Origin of the sequence: Nonomuraea maritima (assembly GCF_900100395.1) — a bacterium.
In the GTDB taxonomy this organism is placed as follows: Bacteria; Actinomycetota; Actinomycetes; order Streptosporangiales; family Streptosporangiaceae; genus Nonomuraea; species Nonomuraea maritima.
The window spans coordinates 128583-143188 of sequence record NZ_FNFB01000014.1; the positions used below are offsets into that span (position 1 = coordinate 128583).

The window sequence follows — 14606 nt, forward strand, 5'->3', positions numbered from 1 at the left end:
GCGGCGAGACCGACCGTCACACGGCGACGGTGGCGAGGATGCGGCCGTCCATGGTCTGGATGGTGAAGTGGTTGAGGTCGTCCTGGGTGAGGCTGGTGGCGCCGTGCAGGAGGAGCGGGTCGGGGGCGCCGGGGACGCCGTACCCCTTGTCGGGGACGCCCCAACTCGCCACGACCTCCGAGCGGCCGTCGTCGCCCACGGCCATCAGACGGCACTGCAGCGGCCCCTTGACGCCCCTGAGCTCCAGCGCCACGTGCGTGCCCCAGCCCTTGTCCTCCAGACCGACCCGACCGCTCACCCCGGTGGACGGGTCGGAGACGTCATAGGTGCGCCCGGTCAGCAGCAGGGCGGCGGCGGGGCTGTGGACGCTGTCGGGGTTCGGCCCCCGGGTCAGCGAACTGGCCGCGAGGAAGACGCCGGCCGCCACGACCAGGCACGCGGCGGCGGTCATGACCGCGCGGTGCAGCCCCCGGCGCCGGCGCTCGGCGGCGGCCCTGCGGACGAGGAGCGACTCCACCTCGGGGTCCTGCGGGTGGGGCAGGAGGTCGTCGGGATGCACGCCCCTCATCAGATCGCCCATCGCGGCGAACGAGCCCACCTCACCCGCGCAGGCGGCGCAGCCCTCCAGATGGCGCTCGAACGCGGCACGATCGTCCGCCCCGAGCAGGCCGAGCGCGTAAGCGGCCACGTCCTCGTGATGGACCTCCGTCATCGCGGCGTCACCCCCACCTCATCGTGACGCGCCTCGGTCACGGGAGCGTCACCCCCCTTTCCTCCAGCGCCACGCGCAGCGCGCGCATGGCGTAGTACACGCGGGACTTCACCGTGCCGACCGGCACCCCGATGGTCTCGGCCGCCTCCTGCAACGTCCTGTCCAGCAGGAACGTCTCGGTGAGCACCTGGCGGTGCGCGGGCGAGAGCGACATCATCGCATCGGTCACGACGATCTCCCGAAGTAATCGCTCGTCCTCGGCCGCCACGGGTGCGGCCCGGTCGCCCGCGTCCTCGACCGTGTCGAGCGGACGGGTCCCCGCGCGGCGGCGGTCGTCGATGACGACGCGGCGGGCGACGGTGGCGAGCCACGGCATGAGCGAGCCGGAGTCGGTGCGCAGCTCGGGAAGGTTGCGCCAGGCGCGTACCAGGGTCTCCTGGACGACGTCCTCGGCCCAGCGCCGGTCGCCGCCGGTGAGCCGGACGGCGAAGGCCATCAAGGGGGCGCCGTACTGGCGGTAGAGGGCCCGGACCATGGCCTCGTCGGTTACGCGGTGATTCACCAAAGGGCGGCTCCTCGCGCTGCGCATCTCACGAATAAGCCCAGTATGGGATTCAGATGCGGGAATGCCACTGTAACCAGGGAAAGCAGCCCGGTCAGGCTTTTCGCCACTCCCGGCAGCCGGCCATAAACAACGGGTCGCCCCGGCCGGCACTTGACCTTGACGCGACGTCAACGTTTCTCATGGAGTCCTTGATCCCATGACGAGAGGAACGCCGGTGATCGGAGCCGCGTGGCGCGTCCTGATGTTCGAACTGGCGGGGCTCGCGAGCGTCGGGCTGTGGATCGTCCGGCGCCGGCACGGCATCCCGGACGGCGCGACCGCCGTGACGTACGCCAAGGAGCAGGCGTTCCCGATGGGGCTCATGCTGTTCGCCATGGCGGTCGAGACGGTCGTCGTCGACCTGCTGCTGGTCTCGATCGGCGCCCCCGACTGGCTGCGCTACGGCGTGCTGCTCCTCGACGCGTACGGCCTGCTGTGGGGTCTCGCGACCGCGGCGGCCTGCGCGACACGTCCCCATGTGGTCACCCCCACCGAGCTGCGCATCAGGTACGGCGCCTACCTCGACGCGCGTGTCCCCCGCGACCGCGTCGCCTCCGTACGGGCCGGTCGCACCTACAACGAGAGCGGGATGGTCACGGTCAAGGACGGGCGGCTGACCGTGGCGGTCTCCTCGCAGACGAACGTCACGGTGGAGCTGACCGGGCCCGTCACCGTCACGCGTCCGCTCGGCGGCCGGGCCGAGATCACCTCGGTCCGCTTCTTCGCCGACGACCCGCAGCAGGCGGTCGCGGCGCTGCGCGCCGAGGTGACCCCGCTCCCGTGACGGACCTCAGCCGCTTCCAAGGCCTCAGCCGCCTTCCTGACCTCAGCCCTTGACCGCCTCGGCCGCCGGGTCGGGGGCGGTCCGCCGGGGGATGGAGCGCAGGCTGAAGGCGAGGCGGGCGGTGGCGTCGGCGATGGCGTCGGCGTTCACGTCGAGCGCCGTGGCGTTGTAGTTGGAGATCGTGTCGCACGCCAGGTGGTAGCAGTCGTCGTACGCCGCCCCGGCGGTCCCCCCGAACAGCTGGGCCTCCTGCGGCGTCTTGACGCCCTCCGCGCCCGTGAAGATGCCGCCCGCCGGGATGCCGGCCTTGACGAACGGGCCGTAGTCGGAGCGTCCGTCGAAGTCGGCGCCGACGGTGGCCAGGCCGCGCGAGCGGAAGAACGCTGTCAGCAGCTTCTCGATCCGGCCGGAGCCGGGCGGCCCGGCGGCCGAGCCGACGCCGTCGGAGTCGTCGCCGTCGTACACCTTGTAGGCGTAGTTCGGCGAGGCCACCATGTCGAAGTTCAGGTACGCCCGCACCCGGTCGCGGTCAGCGGGCGACAGCGCGGCGACGTACTGCTCCGAGCCGAGCAGGCCGGCCTCCTCCGCGGCCCAGAAGGCGAACCGGACCTTGTTCTTGACCGGGAACTTCGCCATCTCCTCGGCCACCTGGAGTACGGCCGCGCTGCCCGAGCCGTTGTCGTTGATGCCTGGCCCGGCGGGCACGCTGTCGAGGTGGGCGCCGACCATGACGACGTCGTCCGGGTCGCCGGCGCTGGTCTCGGCGAGCACGTTGTGGTTGGTGCCGAGCACGAGGTCGGCGTCGACCCTGAGCCGTACGGTGGTGCCGGGCGTGGCGGCGAGCTGCTGTCCGACGGCGAAGTCGGCGTACACCATCGGGATGCCGGCCCGCCAGTCGCCGATGTTCACCGGCTCCGAGTCCGTACGTCCCGGCTGGCCCTCGTTGAAGATGATCACGCCGGACGCCCCGGCGGCTGCCGCGTTGCCGACCTTCCGTACGAACGGGCAGGTGCCGCGCTGGACGAGCGCGATGCGGCCGGCCACGAACCCCTCGAAGTCGGCCGCCTCGCAGCCGCTGGTGGACGACGGCGTCGCGGACGGCGGCAGCGTCAGGTCGACGGCCTGGACCTGCTCCGTCACGTCACCGGCCGGTGAGGGCCGGAACGTGTGGAACTCCTGGTCGGGCGTGAAGGTCTTCTGCGTGGGCGCGGTCGACTCCAGGGTCGGCGGGGTGGTCTCCGTCCAGCCGCGGATGAAAGTGATCGGCTGCAGCGTGACGTCGTACCCGGCCTGGCGCAGCTTGCCCGCCACGTAGTCGCGGGAGGCGTCGTAGCCGGGCGTCCCGGCGGCGCGGTTGCCCCCGTTCGCGTCGGCGATCGCCTGGAAGGCCCGCAGGTGCTCGGCGACGTCCGCGCCTTTGACCCTCTTCACGAGCCGCTCGGCGTAGACGTCGTCGAGCCCGCGCGCGTGCGCGGGCGTGGGCGTGGTCGGTGCGAACGGCAGGATGAGCGTGACGAGGACAGCCACGAGACTGCGCATAAAGGTCCCCCCGGTGGACAAACGGCTATGCGCCACATTCCCCCGGGCAGCCATCAACAGCTCTTGTCGTGGCAAAACTCACTCGGCGCGGCGGGCGCGGGCCCTCCGCTTGCCCTCGTGCATGGCCTGGACGCGGGCGACCGGGATCGTGTGGCCCTCGTCGACGAGGTCACCGGGCAGGCGCTGCGGCTCGGGCATCCGCCGGGCCCACGGGTCGGTCCCCGCCAGCAGACCGGGCGCGGTCCGTACGGTGAAGTCGCCCGGCGCGACCTGGTCGAGGTCGTCCCACGACACCGGGAACGAGACGGGGACGCCCGGCCTGATGCGCGGGCTGTAGGCGGCCACCACCGTGGCGCCGCCCGCGCGGGTCGAGTCGATGAACACCTTGCCTGCGCGGTCGTCGCGGATGAACGCCGTGGTGGCGAGCGCGGGGTCGAGCCGCTCGGCGCGAGCCGCCAGGGCTCGGGTGGCCGCGGCCAGGTCGTCGGGCGCGATCCCCGCCTCGACGGGCACGAACACGTGCACGCCCTTCGCGCCGCTCGTCTTCACCGCCCCGGCGAGCCCGGCCTCGTCGAGCGCCCGGCGCACCAGGTACGCGGCCCGCACGGCCAACTCGAAGGAGCCGTCGCCCTCCGGCGGGTCGAGGTCGAGCACCAGGTGGGTGACGTGGTGCTCGGCGGGGTCTCCGGTGAACAGCGCGGGGTGGTACTCGACGGCCCGCTGGTTGGCGAACCACAGCAGCGTCCTGCGGTCGTCGCACAGCGCGTACGTCACCTGCCGGCGCGACGCCTCCGCCCAGTACGACACCGACCCGATCCACCCGGGGGCGTGCTTGGGCAGGTTCTTCTGCACGAACGGCTCCTGGCCTGGGCGTACCCGCATGACCGAGAGCGGGCGCCCGCGCAGGACCGGCAGGATGCGGTCGCGGACGGCGTCGAGGTAGTCGACCAGGTCGCGCTTCGTCGCCCCAGCGCCGTCGAAGAGCGGCTGGTCGAGGTTGGTGAGGGCGACCCCGTCGCGCGTCTCGTCAGCGGCCACCCGCCCCACGATGCCGGGGCCCGGACGTACGGTCAACGCGCCGTACGTCACCCGGTGAGAATTTTGGCCAGGTCTGCGGGGGCGGCCAGGTGCGGGAAGTGACCGCTGCCGGGGACGACGGTGATGCTCACCTCGGGCATGACCGACGTCAACCAGGTAAGGAAGACGGTGGCCGGTTCGTCGCCGGCCACGTAGTCGTACGTGGCGGCCTTGGCGCGGATGGCGCTCAGGTCGCGCGTCCGGCCCTCGGTGAGCTCCTCCGCCGGTACGGTGAGCAGCTCGTTCCAGTACCCGAGCAAGAGCTCCTGCGCCGGGGTGGCCGTCTGGACGAGCTGCCGCACGTCGTCCGGCAGCGCCTCGGGGCGCATCCCGGCGATCAGGAGGTCCCAGATCTGCCCGCGGTCCGGGCTGCGCAGCACCGGCTCGGCCCGGCGCAGCATCTCCGCGAACCCGCCCACCAGCAGCGGCTGGTCGACGTTCACGACGCCACGGACCGGGTACGTCGCGCCGTACACCGTCGCGAGGACGCCGCCGAGCGAGTGTCCGACCACGATCGGCGCGGTGAGCCCCGCCTCGGTCACCGCGCCGTGCACGACCGCGGCCACCTCGTCGAGGGCGTAGGAGTCGCGCCGTGGCGACCCGCCGTGCCCCGGCAGGTCGAGCGCGACCACCCGCCGCTCGGGGTCGAGCAGGGCGAGCTCCCGCAGGACGGGTCCCCACTGGCGCCGGTCGGCGCCGAGCCCGTGCAGGAGCACCACGGCGGGCCGGCCGTCGTTGATGCCCTGGCTGTCGGCGGCGAGCCCGCCGTAATAGGTGTCAGACATGTCAGTCTCCCGGGTGCTGAAGGTTCCACCCGGAAAGGCGTGCCTCGACAGTGCACGATTTGTACGTGACCCAGGTCACCTGGCGGTGCGTCAGACGTTCCAGCGGCCGGGGCCGCCTGGGGCGGGGTGGTAGCGCAAGAGGTGGCCGGTGCGCAGGGACGCGCGCAGGTGCGCACCGGCCCGTGGCGCCACCGCCTCCACGCGTTTGACCGCCGCCCACAGCGCCCGCGTCGCGTTGACACGGGCCCTCTCCGCCTCGCCGGACCGCCGTCGCGGGCGGCCGCCCAGCCCCTCGGCCCGCCGCAGCTCGTCCAGCAGGGCGGTGCGCTCCGTGTGGAGCTCTTCCGCGCGTACGGCGTCGCCCGCCCTGTCGGCCCCGGCGAGCTGCTCGTCGAGCACCCGCAGCCGCCGCCGGTAGGCCGTACGGGCGGCGGTGTCGAGCAGCGGCTCCTCTTCCGGAGGCCGCAGGCCGGCGCCTCCTGCGACGAGGTCCAGCGCCGCGACCTCCTGGCCTGGCGCGGCCAGCAGGGCGCGCAGGTACTCCATCCCGCGTCCGTCACGCAGCCTGGCCCGTTCCGCACCGGCCTCCAGCAGCCATTCGCCGTCGTCGCGGAGCAGGCGCCACTCGTCCGCCGGAGGGTCCAGCGCGGCGAGGACCGCCTTCAGCCCGAGCCGCTCCGCGATCTTCCGCGCCTGCCGCGTGTCGTCCTCGGCCTGGAGCCGGTCGTCCTCGCCACCGCGCGCGGTCAGGGCCCGCGCCCGTACGCTCAGCGTGCCCGCCAGCCAGGGCAGCGCCCCGATCCGCCGCTCCAGCGCGACGGCGGCGTCCAGGTGGGTCGTCGCGAGGTCGGGCAGGTTCAGCCGGACGGCCAGCCGTCCGAGGTAGTCGTCCACCGGCCCCGTGATCGTGTTCGCGCCGCCCCACACCACCAGACGTCCCCGGTACGGGAGCAGCGCGTCGTACAGGGCTCGCGCCGTCGCAGGTTCGCCCACCCGCGCGGCCACGAACGCCAGGTCGGCGCAGACTCCCAGCCAGCGCGGCCCTGACCCGGACAGCACAGCGGGCAGCAGCCGTTCCAGCTCCAGTGCGGCCTCGTCGCCGCGGCCCGCCCCGGCCAGCGCCCGGGCGGCGGACGCCTCGAAGAAGTGACCGGGCAGTCGCCGGGCGAGGCCCTGCCACGGGGCCACCAGCGACTCGTACTCGCCGCGCAACGAGGCGATCTCGCCACCCAGCGCCCCTGCCAGGCGGTCGGCGTCGCTCAGCCCGGCCTGCCTGCCCCGTACGCGCACCTCGGCGGCGAGCGCCTCGGCCGCCTCGAACCGGCCGCGTACGGTCGCCAGCATCGCCTGCCGTGCCAGCACCACCACGGCCGCGGCCGGGTCGCCGGCCAGTTCGCCCGCGCGGGCGTAGGCGGTGAGCGCCGCCTCGGCGGACACGAGCTCGCCCAGCTCCGTGAGGGCGGTGAACCGCCAGAAGAGCCCCCGCCGCTCGGCCTCGGCGTCACCGGCTTGCCGGGCCTGTTCCACGATCTCGGACGCGGTGGCCAGCCGCTCGCCTGCGGCGGCCGGGTCCCACAGCGCGTGCAGGCGGGCGTCGAGGACCTCGGCGATGGTGCCGGGGTCAGCGGACCTGCGGGCCAGCTGCACCGCCTCGTCGATCAGGTCGCGCCGCCGCGGCCCTGCCGAGGCGTCGCCCAGCAGCTCGCGGGCCAGCCTGGCCAGCACCCGAGCCCTGACGCCGGGCGGCGCTGGACGCTCGGCGGCCGCTTCCAGCAGCCGGATGAGACCGACGTCCAGGTCGAGGAACTCCGCCCGCGACGGCGCGGTGAGCGCCAGACGCAACACCGCGTCAACAGCGGGACCAACCCCGGCCGGCCCCATCGCGGGCCCGGCCACCTCCTCAGCCCGGCCGACCCCGGGGCCGGCCGGCTCGCCCGCCGGGCTCTGCGCAGGCCCGGTCAGTTCGCCGGCCTCGCCGATCTCAGGGCCGGCCAGTTCGCCCGCCAGGGCGAGCGCGGGCCCGGGCAGTCCGCCGGAAGCCAGCCACACCGCGTGGACCGCGTCGGGCGACAGGTCAGGGACCAGCTCGGCCAGCTCCGGCTCGGTCAGCCCGCGCAGGTACAGCTCCGGCGCGGGCCCGGCGGGCGCCGACGTGGTCGCGATCAGGGCGGTCGCGCCGCCCCCGAGGTGGGCGGCGAGCCGCGCGAGCAGGTCACCGGCGGGTCCACCGACCCGATCGGCGTCGTCGACCAGAAGCAGACACGGCTCACCCTCCGCGAGGACGTGCTCGAAAGACCGCGCTGTCCGCCCCGGGAGTTCGGTCGCGGGGTCCGTACCGGTGGCTCGGAACACCGGCATGTCGCGGGTGCGGGCTTGCTCCGCGGCGGCGGCGAGCAGCGCGGACTTGCCTGATCCTGGCGGCCCGGTGACGACCAGGCGGCCGCCGTCCCCCGCCATGGCGCGCTCCAGCAGCTGGGTGATCGCGACGAGCTCGCGGCGCCGTCCGACCAGGGGCAGGCGCGCCGCCCTGCCGGCGCGCGCGCCGGCGGCCGGGTCGGATCCGGTGTGGCCGTGGGGAGCGGTCATGCCTTCCCGATCGGTGAACGTGGACTTCCAGCGGACTCGCGGTCAGCGTACCCGCAGGTCGGCGGCCACGAGCGCGGCCAAGCCGGCACCCCGTCGCCCCGATCACCCGGAAGAGCATTCAGAAGTACGGCACAATGCCGTGATCGCGGATCGGACGACCGGAAGGCGGCACATGACCCGTTACCTTTATCTCGCCCGGCACGGGGAGGCGACCGCCGACGAGAGTGGGCTCACCGAGGCCGGGCGGCGGCAGGCCAGGCTGTTGGGCGAGCGGCTGCGCGACGTCCCGCTGGCCGCGATCCACCACGGCCCGCTCCCCCGGGCCACCGAGACGGCGCGCCTCGCCGCCGAGCAGCTCCCCGGCGTCCCCGTGCACGCCTGCGAGCCCGCCGGCGACTACGTCCCGTACGTGCCGGCCCGGGACGAGCTGCCCGCCGAGTCCGCCGACCACTTCCTCGGCTTCGTCGACCAGTTCCCGCAGGAGGAGGTCCGGCCCGACCTCGCCAAGGAGGCCGTCGCGCGCTTCACCGGCCCGTCCGACGGCATCCGTCACGAGCTGGTCGTCACCCACAACTTCCTGATCGCCTGGCTGGTCAGGGAGGCCATGGACGCGCCCGCCTGGCGCTGGCTCGGGCTCAACAACGCCAACACGGGCCTGACCGCCATCCGCTACGCGCCAGGCCGGCCGCCGTCCCTGATGTTCTGCAACGACCTGGGACACCTGCCGGAGGAGCTGCGCTGGACCGGATTCCCGCCCGAGATGCGCGCTTGATCCGTGTTACAGTCGGCCCGTTGACGCGGGGTGCCCGGCGATCGGGCTGAGATCACACCCGTCGAACCTGCTCTAGTTCGCACTAGCGAAGGGACGTCAGTGGCGAAGTTCTGTGACGACATGTGGCAGCGCACGGCCGAGCTGATGAAGGCCGTCCACGACCACCCGTTCAACGTCGCCCTCGGCGACGGCACGCTCGACCCCGACCGGTTCGCGTTCTACATCGTGCAGGACGGCCGCTACCTGGAGGCGTTCTCGAAGGCGCTGGCCACGGCGTCCGTGCGGGCCACCGACCCGGGCGAGGCGGCGTTCTGGGCGCAGAGCGCCCACACGGCGCTCGCCGCCGAACGCCTGCTGCACGCCGGTTACGTCGCCGACCTGGGCGCCGACACGGCGGGGGTCGCCACGTCGCCGACGTGCCTGGCGTACGCGTCGTTCCTGCAGGCGACCGCGCTCACCGCGCCCTACCCGGTGATCGCGGCGGCGGTGCTGCCGTGTTTCTGGATCTACCAGGACGTCGGCATGGCGCTGCTCGGCCGGGCCGGCGACCTCGACGGCCATCCGTACGGGAAGTGGATCGCCACCTACTCCGACCCCGGCTTCGCCGCCTCGGTGGAGCAGGCCAAGGCCATCGCCGACCGGCTCGCCGCCGCGGCCGAGCCAGACACCCGCGCGGCGATGGAGCGGGCGTACTGCCGGGCCGCGGCGTACGAGTGGATGTTCTGGGACAGCGCCTGGAGGCGCGAGACCTGGCCCACCGCCGGGTGGCTCGCGCCCTGAAGCGCTAACCCCCTGTCGTGGTCTTCTCCATCGCCTCCCGCTCCTCGCGGGTGGCGATGAGTCCGGACGGCGCGACGATCCTCGACTCCTGGTACGGCGCCTCGGAGCTCGGCAGCTCCTCCCGCGCCCGGATCGCCTTCACCCACACCCGTACGGCGTCGGCGAGCACCACGATGATCAGGACGGCGAACAGCGCCGCGAGCACGCCGTCGACCGTCGAGTTGACCACGATCTGCCGCATCGCGTCCTCCGTCCTGGCGGGCGCGAGCAGCTGTCCCTGGTCGAGCGCGGCCTGGTAGCGGTCGCGCTGGGCGAAGAAGCCGAGCCCCGGGTCGGGCGAGAAGATCTTCTGCCAGCTGGCGGTGAGCGTGACGGCGGCGTCCCAGGCCAGCGGGACGCCCGTCACCCAGGCCCACTTCAGCCGCCCGCTCTTGATCAGCAGGGTCGTCGCCACGGTGAGCGCCACGGCGGCCAGCAGCTGGTTGGCGATCCCGAACAGCGGGAAGAGCTGGTTGATGCCGCCGAGCGGGTCGTTGACGCCCTGGTAGAGGAAGTAGCCCCAGGCGGCGACGACGGCGGCGCTGGCCAGGTAGACGCCGGGCCACCAGCTGACCCGGCCCATCGGCTTCCACAGGTTGCCGAGGGTGTCCTGGAGCATGAAACGGCCGACCCGGGTGCCCGCGTCGACCGTGGTGAGGATGAACAGCGCCTCAAACATGATCGCGAAGTGGTACCAGAACGCCTGCAGCGCCTGACCGCCGAGGAACCCGGAGAAGATCTGCGAGATGCCCACGGCGAGCGTCGGCGCACCGCCCGTCCTGGCGATCAGCGTCTCCTCCTGCACGGCCGCCGCCGCTGCCTGCAGCTGCTCGGGCGTGATGACGAAGCCCATGGCGGTGACCGCCTCGGCGGCGCTCTGCACGGTCGTGCCGACGACGCCGGCGGGGGCGTTCATGGCGAAGTAGAGTCCGGGCGTCAGCACGCAGGCCGCCGTGATCGCCATGACGGCCACGAACGACTCCATGAGCATGGAGCCGTACCCGATCATGCGGACCTGGGTCTCCTTCTGGATCATCTTGGGCGTCGTGCCGGAGGAGATCAGGGCGTGGAAGCCCGACAGCGCGCCGCACGCGATGATGATGAACACGAACGGGAACAGCGACCCGGCGAACACCGGCCCCTCGCCGTTGAAGGCGAAGTCGGTGAAGGCCGTGGTCTGCAGCGCCGGCATGGTGACGGCGATGCCGATCGCGATCAGCACGATCGTGCCGACCTTCATGAACGTCGACAGGTAGTCGCGCGGCGCGAGCAGCATCCACACGGGCAGCACGGCGGCGACGAACCCGTACGCGATGAGCCACAGCGCGATGGCGGACGGGCTGAGCGTGAAGAACGGCGCCCAGCTCGACTCCTGCACCCAGCCGCCGGCCACGATCGACAGCAGCAGCAGTACGACGCCGATCACGGTGGTCTCGACGACCTTGCCCGGCCGGATCATCCGCAGGTAGAAGCCCATGAACAGGGCGATCGGGATGGTCATCGCGATCGAGAAGACGCCCCACGGCGACTGCGCGAGCGCGTTCACCACGACGAGCGCCAGCACGGCGAGCAGGATGATCATGATGGCGAAGACCGCGACGAGCGCCGCGATCCCGCCGACCGGCCCGATCTCCTCGCGGGCCATCTGGCCGAGGCTGCGCCCGTTGCGGCGCATGGAGAAGAACAGCACCACCATGTCCTGGACGGCGCCGGCGAAGATGACGCCCGCGACGATCCAGATGGTGCCGGGCAGGTAACCCATCTGGGCGGCCAGCACCGGCCCTACCAGCGGACCGGCCCCGGCGATGGCCGCGAAGTGGTGGCCGAACAGGATGCGCCGGTCGGTCGGCTGGTAGTCGATGCCGTTGTCGAGCCGTTCGGCCGGGGTGGCTCTGCTGTCGTCGGCGCGCAGCACCTTCCTGACGATGAAGCGGGCGTAGAACCGGTAGGCGATGGCGTACGAACCGAGCGCGGCGCACAGCAGCCACACCGCGTTGACGTTCTCTCCTCTGGACAGTGCGAGCACCGCCCAGCCCACGGCGCCGACGACGGCGACCGCGGTCCAGACGAGGATGGAACGCAGCTTCACCGGTACCTCCTAGGTGGGGGGTCCATAGAGGGGGCGGCCCAGGCAGCAGCGCAGTCCGGCGTCCGGCGGCAGATCGGAGGTGAAGCGCCGCCAGCGCCACAGCGGGCGGCAGTCGATCGTGACGGGGAGTTCGGTGAGATGCACCCAGGCGGTCGGATGGGCGTACACGAGGCCGGTCGCCCCGAGGGGGCGCGCACGCCGGGGCAGGCGGAGCCGGCGCAGTGGCCTGACGGAGAACTCCCCCGCGTCCGCGCAGCACAGGCCGGTCACATGCCAGTCGAAGAACACCACTTCATCGCCGCGCAGAGCGTCACGCGCGGCCGGCGTGAGCGAGATACGGGACATCTGTGGGCTCCTGTGGAACAGGCAGCTCAGAAATCAACGTCGGCCTTACCCGCTCTTGAGGACCTTGAAACGTTTTCTTGCCTTTGTAGCGGCATGTCGTCACATTCTTGTCACATGCGAAAATGCGGAGGCCCCGCGCGAGAAATCTCGCGCAGGGTCTCCGCCGAACCGCATGTACGGCCGATCACAGGAACAAGCCGGTCAGCCCCACTCGATGTCACGACGGATGCGCATGGGCACCCCCTCTCCCGCTACCGGAAACGCGACGAATCAGCCCCATACGACGTCACGACGGATACGCATAAACACCTGCTCTCGCTGCATCGAACCCGCTCCTGCTCAGCCCCACTCGATCTCACGACGGATACGCACGAGCACCCCCTCACCTGCCACGATGAAACACACTGCGACCATCGCACTGGGACGATCAGGTGTCTTTGGGGCTGAGTGCCACGTACTTGCGAATACGCGTCATCTTCGGCGCATGCGCCGTACGACCGGGTCGGGTTTGCGCAGGCATGCTCTTTCGACGCCCGGCTCGAGACGCGGGCAGGACGACCAGGGGTGCGGAGTGTCAGTCCGCCAGCGCGGAGGGCTCACGCGACGTAAGGCCCTGCCGGGCGCGATGCCACCCGATCGCGGGGAGCAGGCCCACGAGGCACCCCGCCGCACCGAAGACCGCGATGGCCTCGGCGACGCCGACGCGGTCGGCCAGGAGACCGCCGAGGAGCATGCCGAGCCCCTGGCTGCTGATCAACAGCGCCGAGGCAAGACCGAGCGCCTGGCCGCGCCGGTCCTTGGGGACGATCCGTACGAACTCGGTGTTGGCCGTCACCTGGTACGCGCTGAGCATGCCGACGAGGACCCACAGAATCATGGAGACGACGAATCCCGGGTGCAGCGCGGAGAAGACGAGGGGTAACGAGGAGACGACCGCGAGCGGGCCCAGCCAGCGCAGCCGGGCCTCGGAGGGAACCCAGCGGGTGTAGAGGAAGACGCCCAGCACGTTGCCCACCGGCATCGCGGCCAGCAGCAGCCCGACCTGCGCGCTCCCCATCCCCAGTGAGGCGGCGTACGGCGCGGCGAGCGCCTCGGGGGTGACGTAGAACCCGGCGAGCATGGCCGCGGCGATGAGGTTGCGCAAGGGCGGACTGCCCATGATGAGCTGCCAGCCGCCGCGGAAACCGCTCCCGCGACCGGCGCCCTCGGACTGGGCGGCCGGCCGATGCTGAAGGCCCAGCCTGACGATCACTCCCATTCCGGCGAAGGCGACGGCGGTGACGAGCAGCGCGTTGTTCGGGCCGGCCATCGCCACCAGCACACCACCGACGGGGAACGCGACCAGGCTCACGATCTGGTTGGTGAGGGCGACGGCCGCCACACCCAGCGGGTAGAGCGAGCTGTTCAGGATGTCCGGGAGAAGCGCCATCTGCGCCGCTTTCGCCGGGGCGTCGATCGCCTGGATGACGAACACCAAAGCACATAAGACCGGCAGCGGGATTCCGGGGATCGCGACGAAGAGCACCAGGATCGCGCGCAGCCAGGCGCATACCGTGAGGACCGTCCTGCGCGGGTACCGGTCGGCGAGCACGCCGAGGAACGACCCGCCGACGATCGCGGGCAGCGAGGTGAGCGCGTAGACGAGCGCGGTGACGGCCGGCGACCCGGTCCGCTGGAACGTCAGCAGCGCCAGCGCGACGCGGGCCAGTTCGCCACCGCCTCGCGACAACACGACGCTGCACCACAACGCCCTGAATTCCGCAACGCGAAATACCTGGGCATAAGTCCCCGAACGGGTTTCGCCGGCCATCTTCTCCCTTTTTCGGTAGGTACGGAGTCTCCCATACGAGCCCGGACTCGCCCACCCACTGAGCGCCCTCGTCGTTCACGGCCTCAATACCGGGCGCAGCCCTTGAGCAGAGGAGAATTCCCTCCCAGGGACAGCCGGATCACGGCGTCGCCAAGTCGCCGAATCAGACCCGGACATAGCCCTTGAGCACGGAGAAGTCCCTTTCCAGGAATCGTGGAACACGCTGCGACAATCGCGTGCGCGGCGGCACGGCGTCATTGAGTCAGAGCCCCACCCGGTTGACCGTGGGTGCCATGTTTCCGGCCGGCGCAGACGGACACCTCGCCCGGGTCCGCGCGACACAACCCGGTCACATTCGTCACTGGCGAAAATGCGGAGACTTCCGCGTGAGGGAGCCCGGCGCGCACGGTCTCGCGATCACCAGGAGTCAGGCCAAGGGCTGGACGCGGGCCGTCACTCCCCCTGGCCGGAGCCGTACTCTCCGATGACGGTGACGGCCGGCGACCCCGTCCGCTGGAACGTCAGCAGCGCCAGCGCGACCCGGGCCAGTTCGCCACCGCCTCATGACAACACGACGCTGCACCGCAACGCCCGAACTCCGCGGCACCGAAACCCCGGCGTACGTCCCGCACGGGTGTCGCCGGCCGTCCCCTTTCGCATAGGTACGGACTCTCCCGTACAAGC

Annotated in this window: 12 protein-coding genes and 1 riboswitch; of the genes, 3 read left to right on the top strand and 9 right to left on the bottom strand. The window is 72.0% G+C overall.

Going from position 1 to position 14606, the window contains the following annotated elements; translation table 11 throughout:
• Nucleotides 1-16: 16 nt before the first annotated feature.
• Complete coding sequence (locus BLR04_RS22525) at nucleotides 17-712, bottom strand: anti-sigma factor family protein (RefSeq protein WP_090768702.1); 696 nt, start codon at nucleotides 710-712, stop codon at nucleotides 17-19.
• 37 nt (nucleotides 713-749) lie between these two features.
• Nucleotides 750-1274: a sigma-70 family RNA polymerase sigma factor gene (locus BLR04_RS22530; protein ID WP_245740415.1), complete on the bottom strand. Its 525-nt coding sequence runs from the start codon at nucleotides 1272-1274 to the stop codon at nucleotides 750-752.
• A 199-nt stretch (nucleotides 1275-1473) separates the two neighbouring features.
• On the opposite strand from BLR04_RS22530, the gene BLR04_RS22535 reads away from it, so the two are divergent.
• Entirely contained in the window at nucleotides 1474-2100 is a 627-nt protein-coding gene (locus BLR04_RS22535; protein WP_090768704.1) for a hypothetical protein, read from the top strand.
• A 42-nt stretch (nucleotides 2101-2142) separates the two neighbouring features.
• Here the strand turns inward: BLR04_RS22535 and BLR04_RS22540 are convergent, their stop codons facing one another.
• From BLR04_RS22540 to BLR04_RS22555, 4 genes are all read right to left on the bottom strand, one after another.
• Entirely contained in the window at nucleotides 2143-3639 is a 1497-nt protein-coding gene (locus BLR04_RS22540; RefSeq protein ID WP_090768707.1) for a M28 family metallopeptidase, read from the bottom strand.
• Nucleotides 3640-3717: 78 nt separating this feature from the next.
• Nucleotides 3718-4728: a DNA polymerase domain-containing protein gene (locus BLR04_RS22545; RefSeq protein ID WP_245740416.1), complete on the bottom strand. Its 1011-nt coding sequence runs from the start codon at nucleotides 4726-4728 to the stop codon at nucleotides 3718-3720.
• Entirely contained in the window at nucleotides 4725-5501 is a 777-nt protein-coding gene (locus BLR04_RS22550) for an alpha/beta fold hydrolase (RefSeq protein ID WP_090768709.1), read from the bottom strand. The genes BLR04_RS22545 and BLR04_RS22550 overlap by 4 nt, the downstream gene beginning before the upstream one ends.
• A gap of 90 nt (nucleotides 5502-5591) precedes the next feature.
• Complete coding sequence (locus tag BLR04_RS22555; protein WP_090768711.1) at nucleotides 5592-8087, bottom strand: ATP-binding protein; 2496 nt, start codon at nucleotides 8085-8087, stop codon at nucleotides 5592-5594.
• A 172-nt stretch (nucleotides 8088-8259) separates the two neighbouring features.
• Here BLR04_RS22555 and BLR04_RS22560 point away from each other — a divergent pair, with 172 nt between their 5' ends.
• Both BLR04_RS22560 and BLR04_RS22565 read left to right on the top strand, forming a co-directional pair.
• Nucleotides 8260-8859 carry a histidine phosphatase family protein gene (locus tag BLR04_RS22560; RefSeq protein ID WP_090768713.1) on the top strand — a complete coding sequence of 200 codons (600 nt, stop codon included), beginning with the start codon at nucleotides 8260-8262 and terminating at the stop codon, nucleotides 8857-8859.
• 16 nt (nucleotides 8860-8875) lie between these two features.
• Nucleotides 8876-8970, top strand: a riboswitch (TPP riboswitch).
• On the top strand, nucleotides 8959-9639 hold the full coding sequence (locus BLR04_RS22565; RefSeq protein WP_245740417.1) for a TenA family protein: 681 nt from the start codon (nucleotides 8959-8961) through the stop codon (nucleotides 9637-9639). (Overlaps the previous riboswitch by 12 nt.)
• A gap of 4 nt (nucleotides 9640-9643) precedes the next feature.
• Here BLR04_RS22565 and BLR04_RS22570 read toward each other — a convergent pair whose 3' ends face one another.
• The 3 genes from BLR04_RS22570 to BLR04_RS22580 all read right to left on the bottom strand — a co-directional run bounded on the left by BLR04_RS22570 (nucleotide 9644) and on the right by BLR04_RS22580 (nucleotide 13922).
• On the bottom strand, nucleotides 9644-11767 hold the full coding sequence (locus BLR04_RS22570; protein WP_090768715.1) for a carbon starvation CstA family protein: 2124 nt from the start codon (nucleotides 11765-11767) through the stop codon (nucleotides 9644-9646).
• 9 nt (nucleotides 11768-11776) lie between these two features.
• Nucleotides 11777-12112: a hypothetical protein gene (locus tag BLR04_RS22575; RefSeq protein WP_090768717.1), complete on the bottom strand. Its 336-nt coding sequence runs from the start codon at nucleotides 12110-12112 to the stop codon at nucleotides 11777-11779.
• Nucleotides 12113-12686: 574 nt separating this feature from the next.
• On the bottom strand, nucleotides 12687-13922 hold the full coding sequence (locus BLR04_RS22580) for an MFS transporter (protein WP_090768719.1): 1236 nt from the start codon (nucleotides 13920-13922) through the stop codon (nucleotides 12687-12689).
• Nucleotides 13923-14606 lie beyond the last annotated feature (684 nt).